A 15803-nucleotide genomic window follows, 5' to 3' on the forward strand; every position below is an offset into this window, starting at 1 on the left:
TTACTCACTCCCATAAATTCCGCCTATTAGATAAAAATTTATATTATTCCTCTAAATTTGCCAGTATGGAAATCGCACATTCTAACCTTTTCTTTTCCATTTCGCAGCCTGTCTTATAAGGTTTCATAAAATCACCATTGACATTATATGCATTAGCATGACACCCGCCACTACAATAAAATTTCGCCCAACAAGTGCTGCATTCTTCTTTTGTAAAAACATTTGCTTTTTTAAATTGTTCCCTTATTTGTGAATTATTAACCCCAGTAAATACATCACCCATTTTAAATTTCTTATTACCAACAAACTGATGACATGGATATAATTCACCTTGTGGTGTTACTGCCATATACTCAGAACCTGCTCCACAACCTATTGACCTCTTTGCTAGGCAAGGACCTTGTTTTAAATCAATCATAAAGTGAAAGAATAGAAAGTCCTTATCTTTTTTCTTTATTTCAATATAATCCTTAGAAAATTTCTCATATTCATCAAGTATAGTATCTATATGTTCTTCTTTTAAAACATAATCCATATCCAAAGAAGCAACAACCGGTTCTATAGATATCTTTTTAAACCCTTCATCATAGAAGTGTAGTATATCTTTAGAAAAATCTAAATTATAGCTTGTAAATGTTCCTCTAATATAATAATCCTTATCTCCTCTTTTATTAACAAAATTCTTGAAGTTATTGATTATTGTATCATAACTTCCTTTTCCACTTACAGTCTTTCTCATATTATCATTTATATCTTTTCTGCCATCCAAACTCAATACTACATTATCCATATGCTCATTGATGAAATCTATCTTTTCATCATCTAAAAGAACGCCATTCGTAGTTATTGTAAATCTGAAATGTTTTTTGTTATTATTTTTTTTCTCCAATTCCCTACCATAATAAACCAATTCCTTAACAACATCAAAATTCATTAAGGGTTCTCCACCAAAGAAATCCACTTCTAAATTTTTCCTATTGCCAGAATTCTCTATTAAAAATTCCAATGCTCTTTTGCCTACATTCAATCGCATCAATGACCTGTCCCCTTTAAAATCACCTTGTGATGCAAAGCAATATTTACATCTTAAGTTACAGTCATGAGCCACATGGAGGCATAGAGCCTTTACTACATTGTCTTTATTATACCTTATGTTTTCGACATTTGTTTCTTTTGAATAGAGTAATTCCTCTTCTTCTAATTTACTTATCTCTTTATATGCTTGTACAATATTATTTTTATCATATTTAGCATTGAACAATTCAACAATTTCATCCAAACTATTCTTCTTATAGTAATCTAAAATGTCATATACAATTTCATCTACTATATGGACTGCTCCACTATTTACATCCAATACAATATATTTATCATTTAAAAGATATTTATGAATTCTCTCACCTACTGCCATCATTATCCTCCCAAGTATAATTTTTATTAAATTAAAAAGGAGTGGTTTTAACCACTGCCTTTAATACTTACTTATTTTCACACTTTTGGTTACCTACTGTACAAGAAGTTTTACAAGCAGATTGACATGAAGTTTGACATTCTCCACATCCACCATTTATTACAGTGTTTTTTAAATTTCTTCCTGATATAGTTTTTATGAATTTCAAATGAAACCCTCCTTAATCCTCTATAATACCTTATGATTATATCATAAATATATTATTAGTTAAAGTTTTTTATCTCACATTTATTCCAATTATACCTCCTATGATGCCAGCTGCTAAGGATATGAAAAATTTACTTATCGTATATATATCAAAAATAAAAGGTTTGATAAATAAAAAGTTAATTAACAATAATATCAAAAAATATAGAGCTCCAATAATTCCCCCATTTAGCCATCCTCTTTCGCGCGATTTTATTGCCATATGTATACCACCAAAAGTTATACTGACAATCATGATTGTTGTATTCAATAAGGGTATTGTTGTTTCCTTTAAAGATGTAAATGTGAGTAAAATGGACACTATTAATACAAAAATAAAAGTTAATATAAAGGCTAAGGCTAAGCTCTTCAAGATATTAATGCCTCTGTTCAAAATATTAGTTTTCATAAACTCCACCTCCTATTCCTACTTTAAACTTATTAATATTTAGTGGAGTTTATTACAAATTACGTGAGTTTATAGAAATTTTTCTTTTTTAAACAATAATAAACTTCCTACTATAGGAAGTTTATTTATCTTGGTCTGCTGGTTTTCCATTAGTTGCTAATGAACCAACAGCCCATTTTGTTATATCCATTTTGGTCTTATCGGAACCAACTTCTATTGTCAGTATCTCATCTTTAATCTTGGTTATCTTACCATGAATACCTCCAATTGTAATTACTTCATCACCAACTTTAAGATTTCCCCTCATCTCTCTAATTTGCTTTTCTCTTTTTCTTTGAGGCCTAATAGCTAGGAAATAAAAGATAGCTAAAAACGCTATAGGTATTATAAGACTACCCAAACCAGCAACTCCTCCTCCAGCATTTGCACTTGCCATAAGTAAATCCTCCCTTTCTTTTTATCTTTATTTATATTCAATAAAAAATTTAAAAATCCTTCTTTTATTTAATTAATATACCCATATTTTTTATAAAATTCCTCTCTATATTCCATCAATCTATCCTCTTTAATAGCTTTTCTTATATTCTCCATCAACTTTATAAGAAAATATAGATTGTGAATAGTAGTCAACCTTGCACCTAGTACTTCATTTACATTAAGTAAATGTCTTATGTAAGCTCTTGAATAATTTCTGCAAGTATAACAATCACATTCAGGATCCAATTGTGAAAAATCCCTTGAATATTTAGCATTTCTAATAGTCAATCTACCTCTGCTTGTCATTACTGCACCATTTCTGGCAATCCTAGTTGGATATACACAGTCCGCCATATCAATTCCTCTAATGACCGATTCAAATAGGTAATCAGGAGTTCCTACTCCCATTAAATATCTGGGTTTATCCTTTGGTAATAATGGAGTAGTAAAATCTAGCATTTCACACATCAATTCTTTTGATTCTCCTACACTTAGTCCACCTATAGCATAACCTGGAAATCCAATATCTATAATGCCTTGAGCGCTTTTTTCTCTTAAGTCTTTGTACATACCACCTTGTATTATACCAAATAAACCTTGTCTTTTCCAGTCTTGATGGTAATCCTTACATCTTTTTGCCCATCTAGTAGTTCTTTCCATTGATTTCTTTGCATATTCATAGCTTGATGGATAAGGGGTACATTCATCAAAAGCCATCATAATATCAGATCCTAGAAAATTCTGTATTTCTATTGACTTTTCTGGACTTATAAAATGAGAAGAACCATCAATATGTGATCTAAATTCTACCCCTTCTTCAGTAATCTTTCTCAAATCTCCTAAACTAAATACCTGAAATCCTCCACTATCGGTCAATATTGGCTTATCCCAATTCATAAACTTATGCAACCCTCCAGCATCTTTTATAAGCCTGTGTCCAGGCTTTAAATATAGATGATAGGTATTACTTAAAATTATCTGTGCTCCTAAACGTTTGACCTCTTCTGGTGTCATGGTTTTCACAGTTGCCTTAGTTCCAACGGGCATAAATATGGGAGTTTCAATAATTCCATGAGGAGTTTTTATTTCCCCTAATCTAGCTGAACAATCTGTTGATTCCTTTAATAGTCTATATTCTATTGCCATATTATCCTCCTCTTACTTAATAAACATCGCATCTCCAAAACTAAAAAATCTATACTTTTTCTCTACAGCAATCTTATATGCATTCATTATATTATCCTTCCCTGCCAATGCACTCACCAACATTAAAAGTGTAGATTCTGGCAGATGAAAATTGGTTATCAATCCATCTACAATTTTAAAATCATATCCAGGATAAATAAAAATATCAGTCCATCCTTTCTGCGGAAGTACCTTACCATCTGAAGTAGCTATTGTCTCCAATGTTCTAGTAGAAGTAGTTCCTACTGAAATAATTCTTCCACTTTCCATTTTAGCTTTATTTATAATATCTGCTGCCTCTTTAGAAACTTCATAGTATTCTGAATGCATATGGTGTTCTTCTATGTTGTCAACTTTAACAGGTCTAAATGTTCCTAATCCTACATGAAGAGTCAAAAAGGCTGTCTTTATTCCTTTGTCTCTAATTCTATTCAGTAAATCCTTCGTGAAGTGAAGCCCTGCAGTTGGTGCTGCAGCAGAGCCTTCACATCTTGAATAAACTGTCTGATATCTTTCCTTGTCTTTCAATTTTTCTTTTATATATGGTGGTAAAGGCATTTCTCCCAACTTATCCAATATTTCCTGAAATATTCCATCATAATGGAACTCCACTATTCTAGTTCCACCTTCTTCAATACTTAATACTTCAGCAATTAATAGTCCATCACCAAAATATATTTTTCTGGGAGGTTTCACCTTTTTCCCTGGCTTAACAAGGGTTTCCCATCTATCTCCTTCTATATTGTTCAACAGTAAAAATTCAATTTTTTCATCCTTACCTTCTCTATTACCAAACAATCTAGCAGGAATTACCCTAGTGTCATTTAATACTAAGCAATCCCCTTCATCAAGATAATCAATTATATTTTTAAATTTCTTGTGCTCTATATTACCTGTTTCATTATCTAATATAAGTAATCTAGATTCTTCTCTATTTAAAACTGGATGTTGTGCTATAAGTCCTTCTGGCAAATCATAATAAAAATCTTTGGTCTTCATTTGATCATCCTCTATTAATTTATAGTGTCAATTTTTACATTTTTATAATAATGATTCAATATGTCTTTATACGAATATCCTTCTACAGCCATACCTTGAGCTCCCCATTGGCTCATTCCAAGTCCATGACCATAGCCCTTCCCTTCTATTACAAAATTACTTTCAATAGGTTTAATATCGGAATTGAATTCAACAATTCCATTGCGATTTATGAATCTACTAGTAAATCCTCTAGAAGATCCTCTGTTTAAATTACCATCTATTATATGAACATCATTTAAATCGACAGACTTAGCAGTAGAACTACTACCATCTATTGCATATACCTTTTCTTCATCTTCATAAACATTATCTTTCTTTATAGTGAATAGAGTACTTTTAAGCTCAGTAGTGCCAAGTATTTCTCTAAATTCATTGCCACTTAAGATCTCTTCTCCTTCAGTTCCTTCGATTTTAAGTTGAGATACTCGTCCATTTGTTGTTGTATCCAGTATCTCTATATTAACAACTTCTCCTATATCCATGCCACGACTATGTAGTCTAGCACTAATTTCATCATTAGTCATTGTTAAATTCCAATTTGCATTAGGATATCCATCAGAAAATTCATCTCTAACCGCAACCAGATACGGAAGATTACTTCCCCAAACTTCACCCACATTATCTGTATATCCTCCACTACTAGAATGATATACTGCATCTATAGGATTCCCATTATATGTTATAATCATACCACTTGTCTCATCTACAGCTCTGTTGGTTTTAATATTCTCTACATCCATCCCTCCATAAACCTGGCAGCAGGTGGTATCGCAAAGATCATACCCATGGTTATCATGTTTGTTTATATTCTTGACGGTATAAGTCCTTGCGGCTATAGATTGTGATTTCAATGCCTCCAATTCAAAAGAATATCCCATTTCCTTAGGAACTACTCCATATAAGTAGTGTTCTAGTTTAACATAATTAATAGTCATAAGCTCATCTTCTACCATTTTGAAAGTAACATAATCTCTATAATACTTATCTTCAACTCTTACCTTCTTATCATTATCATCTTTATCATTAGATGAAATAAGTAAATCTTCATCATTGTTGAAGGTCAATAATATTTCACCTTCCATATCCAGTATATCTATTTCATCATCTTCTTCTCCAATCGTTACTTCAATTTGTTCAATCTTTAAAATCTCTATTTCATCTGAGATATCATCCTTTTCATAGATTTTAAATCCATCTTCACTATATAGCCTTATAGTGTCCTTATCCTTTATAGGGCTTGTCAACCTTATACTTACAAAATCTTCTTCATATGAATCTGCTAATACATCTTGGTTAATAAACAACATTCCAACAATTATCGCTAAAGAAATTGCTACAGAAAAAACTCTCTTCATATTATTGTCCCCCTTATCTTTTGAAAAGATTTAAAAGTAAAGTAAGTATCAAACTAAGTATAACACTAGATACGATAGGAAAGAAAAAAGTAAAATTACCCTTTTTTATAAAGATATCTCCAGGCAATTTACCCAATCCGAACCTTTCACCAACCATTACAATCAATCCTAATACAACTAATACTCCACCTATAGTTAATATAACCTTACCTAAAGAGTTCAACTCTCTCACCTCTATCCTTCATTATAAGGTATTTTAAAATGATCATATGCTTTTTTTGTAACTACTCTTCCTCTTGGAGTCCTATTTAAGAAACTAATCTGCAATAGATAGGGTTCATATACATCTTCAATTGTATTTCTTTCCTCTCCAGTAGCTGCAGAAAGCGTATCAATCCCTACAGGACCTCCATTGAAATTTTCTATCATTGTTAAAATAAGCTTCCTATCTACATCATCTAAACCTAAATTATCAATATCCAATATTCTAAGTCCTTTTTTTGCTACATCATAAGTAATTATTCCATCTTCTTTAACCTGCGCATAATCTCTAACTCTCTTTAGAAGTCTGTTTGCTATTCTTGGAGTACCTCTAGATCTTTTAGCAATTTCCATGGCTCCTTCATCATCTATTTTTATATTCAATATACTAGCAGACCTCTTAATTATTTTTTGTAGATTATCATTATCGTATAATTCCAAATTCAACATGACTCCAAATCTATCCCTCAAAGGTGAGGTAAGTAAACCTGCTCTTGTAGTTGCCCCTATTAATGTGAATTTAGACAAATCCAATCTAACTGACCTAGCACTAGGTCCTTTGCCTATTATAATATCTAAGGCATAGTCCTCCATTGCAGGATAAAGTATCTCTTCTACACTTCTATTTAATCTGTGTATCTCATCAATAAATAATACATCCTCTTCACCCAAATTCGTCAATATGCTAGCTAAGTCCCCTGGTTTTTCAATAGCAGGTCCAGAGGTTATTCTAGCATTAACGCCCATTTCATTAGCAATAATATGGGCTAAAGTAGTCTTTCCTAATCCAGGTGGTCCAAAAAGCAATACATGATCCAAAGGTTCCTTTCGCTCTTTAGCTGCCGTAATAAATATCCTCAGCTTTTCCTTAACCTTATCCTGCCCAATATATTCATCAATCCACTTTGGTCTTAATGTGACTTCATTGCTAATATCTTCTTCTTGAATTGAGCCAGTAACTATCCTCTCGTTTATTTTATCCATTCAAATCAATACCTTTCTTATCGTTTTGAAAATCTTTTTAAAGCTTCCCTTATTATATCCTCAGTATCCATGTCACTGGTATCCATTTTTTTAATTACCTTTGCTACTTCCCCTTTAGTATACCCTAAAGACATAATCCCTTGCATTGCAATCTCAACATTATTATCTTTCTCTATAAAATCTGTGCCATCCACAATATCTTCAGCTTTTATCCTATCCTTTAATTCTAAAATTAATCTTTCTGAGGTTTTCTTACCTATTCCTGGTACATTACAAAGAATATTAGAATCATTATTAAGTATAGCTTTTTTTACTTGATTTGGAGTAAGGGTTGATAATACGCTCAAGGCTACCTTAGGCCCTATTTTTGATACCAACCTGAGCAAATTAAACATATTCAGTTCATCTTTTGTCTTAAAGCCATACAAGAATATACCATCTTCTCTTAAATTGAAATAAATATGCATGGTTATTGTTTCATTAACTTTTAAATCCATAAGTGTATTTTGAGAAGTAAATATTTTATAGCCTATACCATTATTATCTAAAACGATATGGTCTTCGTCAATACTCACTAATTTGCCAATTATGTATTCATACAAAACTATCACCCTTTATCATTTCATTTTAAACATATCTTTGTAATTCAAACAACTGCTATGACAAACAGCCACAGCTAAAGCATCTGCAGCATCATCTGGCTTCGGTATCTTCTTTAAATTCAATAATAATTTAACCATTTCCTGTACCTGTTTCTTCTCAGCTCGTCCATAGCCGACAACTGCTTGTTTTATCTGTAATGGTGTATATTCATATATTTCTAATCCTTTATTTTTAGCAGCAAGAACTTCCACTCCTCTAGCTTGTCCTACTCTTATAGCTGTTTTAACATTTTTATTAAAAAACAATTCTTCTATTGCAACATCTTCAGGATTATATTTATCAATTAGCATAATCATCTCATCATATATTATCTTTAATCTTTCAGGAAAATCAGTATTTGCATCTGTCGTTATACATCCATAATCTATAGCTTTATATTTATTTCCCTTAACTTCAACAATTCCATATCCCATTATTGCCAATCCTGGATCAATACCAAGTATAATCATAAAGTCCACCTTTCAAAATGTAATATATATTATTCTATCATATTTTAATACAAAAGACTAAGCTAGATATCTAACTTAGTCTCTAAGATATAAAATTCTCCAGTACATTCGATAATTCTTCTTCATCATCGACAACTATACCTTCTATTAATTTCTCCTGATCTATTTCTTTTAAAAGAGATATAGAATAATCATTAAAAATTTTATCCAAATACCTTTCTCCATTCTCATCAATTCTATATATGGCAATCTTTCCATCAGATTCTCCAATTATAAAGTGATTAGGGCATAGATGATCCCTTTCTTCACTTAAAACTATCTCCTCAGCTGAAAAAGAAACAATCTTCACATTAGGATAATTCTCTTTCATGTATTCTTTATATTCTTCCTCTGTCATATTTATAATATTTTCATCTTGTTCATTCAATTTTGTTATATTATGATTACATTCCTTATAATGTACTCTTATCTCAATAAAAGTATTTGGTGATATTCTCTCTTCTTCTTGTAATATTTCTAAATCTCCAGCATCTTCATCGCTTATCATAGGATCTTTATCAACATCATTACCCATCATTTTATATCCTAATATAAAGCTACCTAAGAACAATGCCACACAAAATAGAAATATTGCAATTCCATTATATCTTTTCAAAAAATATCCCTCCAGTACTATCTAAAGGAATATTTTTTCCATATTAAAGAATTTTATACACTTTTTCTACAAATATCTATTTAGAACCCTATCATTTATTCCAAACCAACTAGCATCCTTGTACATATTAATTACATTCTTTATAATAGTTTTTTTAACAGCTGTATATATTTTGTTCAATTCTTTAGTAGATAATAATGATTCTTCTTCTTGTATATTAGGCTCCTTTAAGCTATAATCTATAGTCAACTGCTTATCTATAAATGAATTCAAATTATATATTTTCTTTTTTATAACCTTATCACAATATGAAATTATAAAATCATGTACATATTTTGATTCCTTTTCTTCTACGTCTATTTCATTCCATAAATCTTTTTTTATTCTCTTAATCCCCACTAACGATGTATCATAATGGAATAAAAAGTTTTTGTCATAGATCTCTTCAAACTTAAAATGTTTTATAGTCTCATCCTCTAATATATTCACCCATCTGTTATTATAATAGCCATTTTTATACCCTTGCAAATATAAAGCTAATTCGAGTCTATCAATATCTTCATGAATCAACATTCCAACATTATAGGAAACCAATTGCCTATCTTTTCTGGGGATTAATAACCTTTTTAATCTCTTTCTTATTTTAGTAGTACATCTATATTTAGGATATATATTTGTCATGTTTGTTTCAATATCATAAAGATTTAGGAGGATATGTATTGAATCAATATCGTTATTATACAAAAAATTATATAATAACCCATCATGCAATTTCCAAAGATCAACTTTTGCTAAAACCAAAACTAATCCCTCCCCTTAGCAATTGTTTCCATAATTTTGGAGAATTAAACCATTAATTTTCTTTTTTATCTGTTAATGTATTTATTATACTATATTAATCGTCCCCACTATTGATAATGTACAATATAGTCTTATAAGCCTTTAATAATACAAGCGAAAAAGAAAAGCATTAAAGTAACTTCAATGCTTTTCCTAAGCAATAGTCCTATTATACTATTTTTAATCACTGTTGCTTCTTAGTCAATATATCAATGATCGCATCATAATCTAAATCAGTAGAAAGTGTATATGTTCCAACTCTAATTCTCTTATCAACACCCTTTTTCCATCCATAGTTCTGGAATTCTTCAGGGTCTTCAATTATTCCAAACTCATAAAGCCTTTTGGATATATTATACAATGAATCTCCATTTTCGACAGTAAATTCTATTTCTTTAACCTCATCAATAATGGGGCCTTCTACTTCTTCAACTTCCTTTTCTTTATCAATATCAATAACATCTTTTACAAAAACCATACCCAAATTTGTAGCCTCTGCTATTATCTCTTCCTCTGTATATTCTATATGCTTTACATTAGGATGTAAAGCATAAATTATATTTGTTAACACAATACCTATTCCTACACCTAACAATATAAATGGAAATCTATGTTTATTGAACATCAATATGCCCCTTACCCTTTTTATTATATTTTACAACATTTTTCGACTAAAGTAAAAATATATTCTTGGATTTACATTCATTAATTATGGAATCAGTCCATATAGAAGCTTGAACCTCCCCTATATGGCTTTTTTCTAGAAAATACATGCATATCCTGGATTGACCTATCCCTCCACCTATGGTAAAAGGCAGTTTTTCATCTAAAAGCATCCTATGATATGGTAATTTCGTCCTATCTTCTGCATCCGCAATTTTTAATTGTCTCATTAATGATTCTGAATCCACTCTAATGCCCATGCTCGACAGTTCAAAAGCTTCTTGTAATACAGGATTCCAGAATAATATGTCGCCGTTCAATTCCCAATCATCATAATCAGGGGATCTATTATCATGAGGTTTACCGGATTTTAATCTTTTTCCAATTTTCATCAAGAAAACTGCTCCTAATTTCTTACAAACTAAATTCTCTCTTTCCTCTGGACTCTTATTTGAATACATGTCTTCCAGCTCCTGAGCAGTAATAAAGGTTATATTTTCAGGTAATTTATCTTGAAAAATGGGATAGATATCGTTTATCATTTTCTCCGTCTCTTTGAATACCTTAAATATGATTTTAACAGTTTGCTTTAAGTACTCTTCATTTCTATCCTCTTTAGATATTATTTTTTCCCAATCCCATTGATCAACATAAATTGAATGAGTCTGATCTAATACTTCATCCGGTCTTATTGCATCCATGTCTGCATATATTCCCTCGCCTATTTCAAAGTTATAAGTTTTTAATGCCATCCTCTTCCACTTAGCTAATGATTGAACTATTTCTATTTTTTCATTATATTTTCTCATATTAAATGATACTGCCTTCTCCACTCCACTTAAATTATCATTTAAGCCTGTTTCTGGTCTTACAAACAGGGGTGCAGACACCCTTATTAAATTTAATTTATTTGCTAACTCCCTTTCAAAATAGTCTTTTATAGTTTTTATTGCAATTTGAGTTTCTTTAATACTCAATCTTTCCATTTTATTACCTCCTCAAAAAATTAAAAAATCCTTTCATCCAAAGGACGAAAGGTTATCTTCCGCGGTGCCACCTTAATAAGCAAAGTGCTCAGCTCTAATCAGTACAGAAAATATCGATACTGTATAGTAAAATAACGGACTATATCCGGCTAAGCCTACTCCTTGATTTACATCAAATTTCAGTTAGCTGCTCAGGGATGTTCTTCACCATCAGTTCAGTATCGAACTTTCACCAACCGCCGATTCTCTGTAACCTTCGTGATAGCTACTCTTCCCATCTTTGCTTTTTGTTCTATATTATTAGTTTAAAATTATATTCTATTTTTCCCAAATTGTCAATGAAATATTAAAACATTTGTAATGTTTTATGATTTTAGCTATAATTTTCTTAGTGGTTCAAAATCTAGTATTGGGAGTGATCTTTATGGGTGAAAAATTAATGGAAAGAAAAGATGTAAATAAGGAATTGACATGGGATTTAACAGCCTTATTTAAAACAGAAGTTGAATTTAAAAACGCTTTAAATAAAGTACAAAGGCTTACAGAAGAATTAGAGCAAGAGTTTAAAAAAAAGCTCAACACTTCTAATAATATCAATAACTGCCTGGATAAGTTAAGAACGATAAAAGAAAAGCTGGTATTAGTAAGTACATATGCTTATCTATCATTATCAGTAGATCAAACAAACACAAAAAATCAAGAAAGGGAAATGCAAGTAAGAATTATTTCATCAGATGTTCAAAGTAAATTACAATTTATCGAAAGTGAAATAATTGAAAAAGACGAAGAAATAATTAAAAAAGCAATTGATGAATCCATTGAAAATAGACACTTTCTAAAGGAAATACTAAGAAAAAAACCGCATTCACTATCACAAGATGCTGAAAAAGTAATAGCTTCATTATCTGGATTGTTAAACTCTCCCTATAATATCTATAACAAGGCCAAACTAGCAGATATGAATTTTGATTCTTTTACAGTAGATGGAAAGGAATACCCATTAAGTTTCATATTATTTGAAGGTAAATGGGAATATGAAACTAATACAAAAATTCGTAGAGCTGCATTTAAAGCTTTTTCTAAAAAATTAAGAGAGTATCAACATACTATAGGTGCAACATATCAAACTCAAGTACAAACTGAAAAAAGCATTGCTAATTTACGAGGATTTGATTCTATATTTGATAATTTGTTATTTCACCAAAAAGTGGATAGAGAGTTATATAACAGACAGATCGATTTGATAATGAAACACTTAGCACCACATATGAGAAAATATGCAAAATTGCTACAAAAAATCCATCGTCTAGATGATATGACCTTTGCAGATCTAAAGCTAACAGTGGATCCTGAATTTGAACCAACCATAACCATTAAAGAATCTAAAAAATATATGGTAGAAGCATTATCTGTTCTTGGATCAGAATATGTAGAAATGATTGAAAAAGCGTATGATGAAAGATGGATAGATTTCATAGAAAATAAGGGGAAATCAACTGGAGCATTTACTTCAAGTCCTTATGGAAATCATCCTTATATATTGATTTCTTGGACCGAAAAGATGAGAGAGGTGTTTGTATTAGCTCATGAACTAGGTCATGCAGGACATTTTTATCTTGCTCATCAAAACCAAAATATATATAACTCCAGACCATCAGCATATTTTATAGAAGCACCATCTACAATGAATGAAATTCTCATGGCCAATTATCTGATGAAAAACAGCAACGAACCTAGAATGAAAAGATGGGTTCTTTCCTCAATTATATCTAGAACCTACTATCATAATTTTGTAACTCACTTGCTAGAAGCTGCTTATCAGCGAGAAGTATATAAAATAATAGACAATGGTGGAAGTGTTCATGCTGAAAAACTAAACACAATAAAAAGAAATGTATTACAAGAGTTTTGGGGAGATGCAGTGGAAATAAATGAAGGTGCAGAACTCACTTGGATGAGACAACCTCACTATTATATGGGATTGTATCCTTATACTTATAGTGCAGGTCTAACTATTGCCACAGAAGTAGGCAAAAGGATATTAAATGAAGGACAGACTGCCTTAGAAGATTGGAAAAATGTATTGACATCAGGAGGGACAAAACCTCCTATTGAATTAGCTAAAATGGCTGGAGTAGATATAACTACTGATAAACCCTTGGTAAACACAATCGAATATATAGGTAATATGATTGATGAAATAATTGCATTGACAGAAGAACTAGAAAGATAATATTAAAGGCATGGGAAACCATGCCTTTAATATTCTATAAAAGAGATAAAAAGAATTAAAATTCGAAAGCAAAATCTCTATAAGCTTCTTGGCTATAAGCCTCAGCGGTATCAATTATAAAACAACTTACCTTTAAACTTAAAGATAAAGCAAAGTTTAAATCATTTTCAAATCCAGTCGTAAATGAATATTCATTTATAACATCCTCAATATATCTTTTAACAATTGTCCTAAGTTTGATTACTTTTTGTTGAAATATATCTACATCGTCCACAGTTATTATATTTTTCTTAAAATCATGATAAATTGAATAATCATTTAATTTAGATTCATAATTCACATGTTTTACTATATGTTTCCCAAAAGTCCATCTTTCAGCATGAGGAAGACAAACAAAATCACTTAAATAGTGAGAAATAACTCCTATTTTATTACTTAAAATTTTTTTAGACAACGGATCAATTCTCGAATTAAATTCTACAAACCTACTTATAAATATCAATTTCACTATTTCATTTACCACATAGTTTAAACTTTTCTCTTTATAATGCCTATGAATTCTATATTGAGGTAAAATATCAGGAGATACAGAACCCCATAAAAGTTTGTTTTTATCCAATTCTATATTATAGATATCATAGATATTTTGATAAATATTATTTGCGATTATCTTATGAGTATCTTTAAAAATATCCAACACATCCTTTATTTTTTTACAATACACCCCGAATATTACAACACTTAATAGGAAAAGTCAATGTCAAATTATGTAAGCTATATCTATTATTACTATTAGATATTATATTCCCTTTCGTTAATTCTAACCAAGCTTACTATTTAACTCATCTTCATATATCAAATAATCCTTCTTGCTAAATAACACAAAATAGACTTCATCTAATCCATCTTCTTTGTCTAAAAAATCTAACACAGCATTAGTAGCTATTTCGCACGCTTCTTCCTTAGGATAACCATATACACCAGTAGAAATAGATGGAAAAGCTATTGTTCTTAGATTGTACTCCTTAGCTAATTCAAGTGAATTATAATAAGCATTATACAATAATTTCTCTTTGTTCTTATTTTCGCTACTGTATATAGGCCCAACAGTGTGTATTACATATTTACTAGGCATATTACCAGCAGTAGTAATTCTTGCTTCTCCTGTTGGACAACCTCCGATCTTTTTACATTGTTCTAATATAATAGGACCCCCTGCTCTGTGAATAGCACCATCTACTCCTCCTCCACCTAGCAGAGTGTTATTAGCAGCGTTAACTATGACGTCTACATCCATTTCTGTAATATCTCCCTCAACAATATTAATTCTAACATCATTGTATTTATACATCATACACCTCTCCTAAGAAAATATATTATATAACCATATATCCTCAGTTTCAAAACCTTTTCTTCAAACATAAGTGGCTTTGTACTAATATCAAGCTTGTCCATAACTATAGTATAAAATTATTTAATTTATCTTGCAAATTGCTTGTTATCTCAATTATAACATATTAAAGTTCACTCCTAAATAGGATTTTGTTTTAATTTTATTATTTTATTATCATTTATGAGTAAATCATTTATGATTATTATTATAAAATAAAAGGCTGAGAAAAACTCAGCCTTTTAAACATCTACTAATTCCTAACTTTTTGTGATAATGGATCTGAAAGTGCTTCATAGCCACCCATAGAAGACATAGTAATTATCATTGCATTTATAACCTTAACAATTATACCCTGCAAGCCTATACCATTTTTACTAAATATAAAAGTTAAAATCAATGCAATGATAAATGTATAGAACCGAATGAATACATCAGGAAACCGTTTTTTTATCAATGGTTTAGTAAATTGAACAATAAGAGATGTAGCTGCTACTAAACCGATAAAAGTAGTCAGGGTCTCAGAAGTCATAAAATCATCAAACATCTATACCA

Annotated in this window: 19 protein-coding genes and 1 other annotated feature; of the genes, 1 reads left to right on the top strand and 18 read right to left on the bottom strand. The window is 30.6% G+C overall.

Annotation, left to right across the window (positions count from 1 at the left end):
• Window positions 1-43 precede the first annotated feature (43 nt).
• The 15 genes from scfB to asnA form a co-directional block, all read right to left on the bottom strand.
• The gene (scfB, locus tag K8M07_RS01705; protein ID WP_223376105.1) at window positions 44-1411 is read right to left on the bottom strand and encodes a thioether cross-link-forming SCIFF peptide maturase; all 1368 of its coding nucleotides are present in this window, start codon (window positions 1409-1411) and stop codon (window positions 44-46) included.
• 67 nt (window positions 1412-1478) lie between these two features.
• Window positions 1479-1619, bottom strand: coding sequence for a six-cysteine ranthipeptide SCIFF (gene scfA, locus K8M07_RS01710; protein WP_223376106.1), 141 nt, complete (start codon window positions 1617-1619; stop codon window positions 1479-1481).
• 69 nt (window positions 1620-1688) lie between these two features.
• Window positions 1689-2066 carry a TIGR04086 family membrane protein gene (locus tag K8M07_RS01715; RefSeq protein WP_223376107.1) on the bottom strand — a complete coding sequence of 126 codons (378 nt, stop codon included), beginning with the start codon at window positions 2064-2066 and terminating at the stop codon, window positions 1689-1691.
• Window positions 2067-2187: 121 nt separating this feature from the next.
• The gene (gene yajC, locus K8M07_RS01720) at window positions 2188-2502 is read right to left on the bottom strand and encodes a preprotein translocase subunit YajC (RefSeq protein ID WP_223376108.1); all 315 of its coding nucleotides are present in this window, start codon (window positions 2500-2502) and stop codon (window positions 2188-2190) included.
• 68 nt (window positions 2503-2570) lie between these two features.
• Window positions 2571-3689: a tRNA guanosine(34) transglycosylase Tgt gene (gene tgt / locus K8M07_RS01725; protein WP_223376109.1), complete on the bottom strand. Its 1119-nt coding sequence runs from the start codon at window positions 3687-3689 to the stop codon at window positions 2571-2573.
• Window positions 3690-3701: 12 nt separating this feature from the next.
• A complete protein-coding gene (queA, locus tag K8M07_RS01730; protein ID WP_223376110.1) occupies window positions 3702-4727 on the bottom strand; it encodes a tRNA preQ1(34) S-adenosylmethionine ribosyltransferase-isomerase QueA in 1026 nt (341 codons plus the stop codon).
• 14 nt (window positions 4728-4741) lie between these two features.
• On the bottom strand, window positions 4742-6124 hold the full coding sequence (locus tag K8M07_RS01735) for a SpoIID/LytB domain-containing protein (RefSeq protein ID WP_223376112.1): 1383 nt from the start codon (window positions 6122-6124) through the stop codon (window positions 4742-4744).
• Window positions 6125-6137: 13 nt separating this feature from the next.
• Window positions 6138-6356 (bottom strand): DUF2905 domain-containing protein, encoded by a 219-nt coding sequence (locus tag K8M07_RS01740; RefSeq protein WP_223376113.1) that lies wholly within the window; start codon window positions 6354-6356, stop codon window positions 6138-6140.
• Between the two features lie 2 nt (window positions 6357-6358).
• Window positions 6359-7369, bottom strand: a complete 1011-nt coding sequence (gene ruvB, locus K8M07_RS01745; RefSeq protein ID WP_223376115.1) for a Holliday junction branch migration DNA helicase RuvB — start codon at window positions 7367-7369, stop codon at window positions 6359-6361.
• A 17-nt stretch (window positions 7370-7386) separates the two neighbouring features.
• Window positions 7387-7971, bottom strand: a complete 585-nt coding sequence (gene ruvA, locus K8M07_RS01750; RefSeq protein ID WP_263282405.1) for a Holliday junction branch migration protein RuvA — start codon at window positions 7969-7971, stop codon at window positions 7387-7389.
• Window positions 7972-7986: 15 nt separating this feature from the next.
• Window positions 7987-8481 carry a crossover junction endodeoxyribonuclease RuvC gene (gene ruvC, locus K8M07_RS01755; RefSeq protein WP_223376118.1) on the bottom strand — a complete coding sequence of 165 codons (495 nt, stop codon included), beginning with the start codon at window positions 8479-8481 and terminating at the stop codon, window positions 7987-7989.
• Window positions 8482-8563: 82 nt separating this feature from the next.
• Window positions 8564-9136 carry a BofC C-terminal domain-containing protein gene (locus tag K8M07_RS01760; protein WP_223376119.1) on the bottom strand — a complete coding sequence of 191 codons (573 nt, stop codon included), beginning with the start codon at window positions 9134-9136 and terminating at the stop codon, window positions 8564-8566.
• Window positions 9137-9202: 66 nt separating this feature from the next.
• Entirely contained in the window at window positions 9203-9937 is a 735-nt protein-coding gene (locus K8M07_RS01765) for a hypothetical protein (RefSeq protein ID WP_223376121.1), read from the bottom strand.
• 223 nt (window positions 9938-10160) lie between these two features.
• Window positions 10161-10601, bottom strand: coding sequence for an endolytic transglycosylase MltG (locus K8M07_RS01770; RefSeq protein ID WP_223376122.1), 441 nt, complete (start codon window positions 10599-10601; stop codon window positions 10161-10163).
• 46 nt (window positions 10602-10647) lie between these two features.
• On the bottom strand, window positions 10648-11625 hold the full coding sequence (gene asnA / locus K8M07_RS01775) for an aspartate--ammonia ligase (RefSeq protein WP_223376124.1): 978 nt from the start codon (window positions 11623-11625) through the stop codon (window positions 10648-10650).
• 37 nt (window positions 11626-11662) lie between these two features.
• Window positions 11663-11915 (bottom strand) — a binding site (T-box leader).
• A gap of 134 nt (window positions 11916-12049) precedes the next feature.
• On the opposite strand from asnA, the gene pepF reads away from it, so the two are divergent.
• Entirely contained in the window at window positions 12050-13858 is a 1809-nt protein-coding gene (gene pepF, locus K8M07_RS01780; RefSeq protein WP_223376125.1) for an oligoendopeptidase F, read from the top strand.
• Between the two features lie 55 nt (window positions 13859-13913).
• On the opposite strand, the gene K8M07_RS01785 is transcribed toward pepF, so the two are convergent.
• The 3 genes from K8M07_RS01785 to K8M07_RS01795 form a co-directional block, all read right to left on the bottom strand.
• On the bottom strand, window positions 13914-14555 hold the full coding sequence (locus tag K8M07_RS01785) for a zinc dependent phospholipase C family protein (RefSeq protein WP_223376127.1): 642 nt from the start codon (window positions 14553-14555) through the stop codon (window positions 13914-13916).
• A gap of 123 nt (window positions 14556-14678) precedes the next feature.
• The gene (locus tag K8M07_RS01790) at window positions 14679-15209 is read right to left on the bottom strand and encodes an O-acetyl-ADP-ribose deacetylase (protein WP_223376129.1); all 531 of its coding nucleotides are present in this window, start codon (window positions 15207-15209) and stop codon (window positions 14679-14681) included.
• Window positions 15210-15501: 292 nt separating this feature from the next.
• Window positions 15502-15795, bottom strand: coding sequence for a hypothetical protein (locus tag K8M07_RS01795; protein WP_223376130.1), 294 nt, complete (start codon window positions 15793-15795; stop codon window positions 15502-15504).
• Window positions 15796-15803 lie beyond the last annotated feature (8 nt).

It is taken from the genome of Schnuerera sp. xch1 (assembly GCF_019931165.1).
In the GTDB taxonomy this organism is placed as follows: domain Bacteria; phylum Bacillota; class Clostridia; order Tissierellales; family Tepidimicrobiaceae; genus JAIOUP01.